5 protein-coding genes and 1 pseudogene are annotated in these 4,169 nt (G+C 62.6%); all 6 read left to right on the plus strand.

What is annotated here, in order from left to right:
• On the plus strand, positions 1-1,156 hold a 1,156-nt coding region (locus VDP82_RS14695; RefSeq protein ID WP_323015584.1), incomplete at its 5' end, for a molybdopterin-dependent oxidoreductase.
• 9 nt (positions 1,157-1,165) lie between these two features.
• Complete coding sequence (gene nuoH, locus VDP82_RS14700; protein WP_323015585.1) at positions 1,166-2,263, plus strand: NADH-quinone oxidoreductase subunit NuoH; 1,098 nt, start codon at positions 1,166-1,168, stop codon at positions 2,261-2,263.
• Positions 2,263-2,751 carry an NADH-quinone oxidoreductase subunit NuoI gene (gene nuoI / locus VDP82_RS14705; protein WP_323015587.1) on the plus strand — a complete coding sequence of 163 codons (489 nt, stop codon included), beginning with the start codon at positions 2,263-2,265 and terminating at the stop codon, positions 2,749-2,751. The genes nuoH and nuoI overlap by 1 nt, the downstream gene beginning before the upstream one ends.
• Positions 2,752-2,762: 11 nt before the next feature.
• Entirely contained in the window at positions 2,763-3,371 is a 609-nt protein-coding gene (locus tag VDP82_RS14710; RefSeq protein ID WP_323015586.1) for an NADH-quinone oxidoreductase subunit J, read from the plus strand.
• Between the two features lie 15 nt (positions 3,372-3,386).
• Positions 3,387-3,695, plus strand: a complete 309-nt coding sequence (nuoK, locus tag VDP82_RS14715; protein ID WP_323015588.1) for an NADH-quinone oxidoreductase subunit NuoK — start codon at positions 3,387-3,389, stop codon at positions 3,693-3,695.
• An 8-nt stretch (positions 3,696-3,703) separates the two neighbouring features.
• Positions 3,704-4,169: pseudogene (locus VDP82_RS14720) on the plus strand (NADH-quinone oxidoreductase subunit L); the annotation flags it as partial.

Raw genomic sequence — 4,169 nt, forward strand, 5'->3', positions numbered from 1 at the left:
CGCCATTGCCGGCGATCTGGCCGCCGTCGAGGAAATGTATGCGCTCAAGGCGCTGCTGGCCTCGATCGGCTCGGGCATGACCGACGTGCGCCCCGCCATGTCGGGCATCGATCCGTCCATGCCGCGCTCGGCTTATCTGTTCAATCCCACCATTGCCGGGATTGAGCAGGCCGACGCCATCCTCATCATCGGCTCCAATCCGCGCAAGGAAGCGGCGGTGCTCAATGCCCGCATCCGCAAGACTTGGCGCGCTCGCAACCTGCCCATCGCCGTGATCGGTGAGCAGGCCGACCTGACCTATGATTACGAGTATCTCGGCGCCGGATTCGAGACGCTGGCCCAGCTGGCCGACGGCAAGCTCGCCTTTGCCGAAGCGCTCAGGAACGCCCAGCGCCCGCTTATCATCGTGGGCGAGGGGGCGGTGTCCCACGCCAGCCTCGGCAAGCAGGCGGGCCGCGACACGATCGCGCTGGCCGCCAAGCTGGCCACCGGCGCCAACGTCGCTGAAGGCTGGAACGGCTTTGCGCTGCTGCACAATGCTGCCAGCCGTGTCGGCGGGCTCGATATCGGCTTCGTGCCCCATGATGGCGGCGTCTGCTCGGCCGACCAGATCGCGCTGGCCGGCAAGGGCGAACTCGACATGCTCTTCCTGCTCGGCGCCGACGAATACGACATGTCGGCGATGGGCAAGGCCTTCGTGGTCTATATTGGCTCGCACGGCGATGCCGGGGCACATCGCGCCGACGTTATCCTGCCGGCAGCGACCTATACCGAAAAGTCGGGCACCTATGTGAATACGGAGGGGCGGGTGCAGGTCACCACGCGCGCCGTGTTCCCTCCGGGCGACGCCAAGGAAGACTGGGCCATCATCCGGGCGCTGTCCGGCGCCCTCGGCCAGCCTTTGCCCTTCAATTCGCTGACGCAGCTTCGCGCCGCGCTTCATGCCGAATTCCCGCATCTGGCCGGGATCGACGCCATTGCGCCCGGCTCGGTGGCCGATATCGCCAAGCTGGCCAAGGCCGGCATCAAGACCAAGTCGGCGCCGTTCGCTTCGCCGGTTTCCGATTTCCATCTCAGCAATCCGATCGCGCGTGCGTCGGCCACCATGGGCGAATGCGCTGCCCTGGCGGCGGGCCTGCGCCAGGCTGCGGAGTAGGGGAGCCCCATGGACTTTATTCTCTCCGCGCTCGACTATCTGCTCGGCATTCCCGTTCTGGGCTGGGGCGTTCATATCGGCCTGATTTATAAAGCGCTGCTGCTGCTCGTGGCGCTGCTGCTGTTCACCGCCTTCGTGCTGCTGGCCGACCGCAAGGTCTGGGCGGCGGTGCAATTGCGGCGCGGCCCGAACGTGGTGGGGCCCTTCGGCCTGTTGCAGAGCTTTGCCGACCTCCTAAAATTCGCCCTCAAGGAGCCGGTCATTCCCGGCGGCTCCGACAAGGTGCTGTTTTTGCTCGCTCCGCTTTTGACCGCGACGCTGGCTCTGGCCGGCTGGGCGATCATCCCGGTGGGCGAGGGCCTGGCCATCGCCGATATCAATCTGGGCATTTTGTACCTCCTCGCCATTTCCTCGCTGGGCGTCTATGGCGTCATCATCGGCGGCTGGGCGTCCAACTCGAAATATCCGTTCCTGGGCTCGCTGCGCTCTGCGGCGCAGATGGTGAGCTACGAGGTATCCATCGGTCTCGTCATCATCACGGTTCTGCTCTGCGTGGGTTCGCTCAATCTGAGCGATATCGTCATTGCGCAGCGCGAAATGGGGCTGGCGCATTTGCTGGGTGTGCCGTGGCTGAGCTTCCTCAACTGGTTCTGGTTGCCGCTGTTCCCGATGTTCATCGTGTTCTATATCTCGGCGCTGGCCGAGACGAACCGTCCGCCCTTCGACCTGGTGGAAGGTGAATCGGAACTGGTGGCCGGCTTCATGACCGAATATTCGGCGACGCCCTACATGCTGTTCATGCTGGGCGAATACATCTCGATCCTGCTGATGTGCGCCATGACCACCATCCTGTTCCTGGGGGGCTGGGCCGCGCCGATCGATCTGCCGCCCTTCACCTGGGTGCCTGGCGTCGTCTGGTTCGTCATCAAGGTCAGCCTGGTGTTCTTCATGTTCGCCATGGCCAAGGCCATCGTGCCGCGCTACCGGTACGACCAGTTGATGCGGATCGGCTGGAAGCTGTTCCTGCCGCTGTCGCTGGCGATGATCGTCATTGTTGCATTTGTTCTTCAGCTCACGGGCTGGGGCTGGCATGGAGGGATGGCGTGATGCGTGCCGCCCAGTTCATCAACACGCTGATGCTCACCGAGCTGGTGAAGGCCTTCGGCCTTACCATGCGCTATTTCTTCTCGCCCAAACCGACGATCAACTATCCCTTTGAAAAGGGGCATGTCAGCCCGCGCTTCCGTGGTGAACATGCGCTGCGCCGCTACCCCAATGGCGAAGAGCGCTGCATTGCCTGCAAGCTGTGCGAGGCCATCTGCCCGGCCCAGGCCATCACCATCGAGGCCGGCCCGCGCCAGAATGACGGCACCCGCCGCACGGTGCGCTACGACATCGACATGGTGAAGTGCATCTATTGCGGCTTCTGCCAGGAAGCCTGCCCGGTGGACGCCATCGTGGAAGGTCCGAACTTCGAATTTGCAACCGAAACGCGTGAAGAGCTGTATTTCTCCAAGGAGAAGCTCCTCGCCAATGGCGACCGCTGGGAGCGTGAAATCGCTGCCAACATGGCCGCCGACGCGCCGTATCGCTGAGAGGGAAGAGCATGACCCTTCCGCTGTTTTTCTTCTATCTGTTCTCGGCGATTGCCATTGCGTCTGCGGTGATGGTGATTTCCTCGCGCAATCCCGTTCATGCCGTGCTGTTCCTCATCCTGACCTTCTTCAATGGGTCGGGGCTGTTCATGCTGGCGGGCGCGGAATTCCTCGCCCTGCTGCTGATCGTGGTCTATGTGGGCGCGGTGGCGGTGCTGTTCCTGTTCGTCGTCATGATGTTGGACGTCGATTTCGCGTCGCTGCGCCAGGGATTCCTGCAATATGCGCCCATCGGCGTGCTGGTGGGAGTGATCCTGCTGCTCGAGCTGCTGCTGGTGGCGGGAAGCTTCGTGGTTTCACCGGACGTCGTGGCGGGATCGGCCCTGCCGATCGATGGCACCGTGGATAACATGCGCGCCATCGGGCTGGTGCTCTATACGCGCTATGTTTTCCTGTTCCAGGGCGCGGGCGCGGTGCTTTTGGTTGCCATGATCGGCGCCATCGTGCTGACGCTGCGGCACAAGCCGAACGTGAAGCGACAGAATCCGGTGGATCAGGTGGCGCGGAAGCGCAGCGAGACGCTGGAAATCGTCAAGGTCAAGAGCGGTCAAGGTCTGTAGGAGGCAATCATGGGCTTGGGTATCGGGCTCGGTCACTACCTGACCGTAGCGGCAATCCTGTTCACGCTGGGCGTGTTCGGCATCTTCATCAACCGCAAGAACATCATCGTCATCCTCATGTCGGTGGAACTGATCCTGCTCGCGGTCAATCTCAACATGGTGGCTTTCAGTGCCCAGCTCAGCGATCTGCAGGGGCAGATTTTCGCCCTGCTAATCCTGACCGTCGCCGCCGCCGAGGCCGCCATCGGCCTTGCCATCCTCGTCACTTTCTACCGCAACCGCGGCACCATCGCGGTTGAGGACGTCAACGCGTTGAAGGGCTGACCACCGCTATGATCCAGGCGATTGTTTTCCTGCCCCTTATCGGCGCGCTGATCGCGGGCCTTCTGGGCCGCACCATCGGGCACCGCCCGAGCGAATATCTCACCAGCGGGCTGCTTGTCGTTGCGGCGCTGCTGAGCTGGGCCGTGTTCCTTCCCATCGCCTTTGGCGACGGGCACACCGAAGTGGTCAAGGTCGAGGTGATGCGCTGGATCCAGGTCGGCGACATGGATCTGCGCTGGATTTTGCGCGTCGATACGCTGACCGCGATCATGCTGGTGGTGGTCAACACCGTCTCGGCCCTGGTACATATCTATTCCATCGGCTACATGGCCGACGATCCGCATCGCTCGCGCTTCTTCGCCTATCTCTCGCTCTTCACCTTCGCCATGCTGATGCTGGTGACGGCCGACAATTTCCTGCAGATGTTCTTCGGCTGGGAAGGCGTGGGCCTCGCCTCCTATCTGCTGATCGGCT

It is taken from the genome of Devosia sp., from assembly GCF_034675085.1.
Classification (GTDB): Bacteria; Pseudomonadota; Alphaproteobacteria; order Rhizobiales; family Devosiaceae; genus Devosia.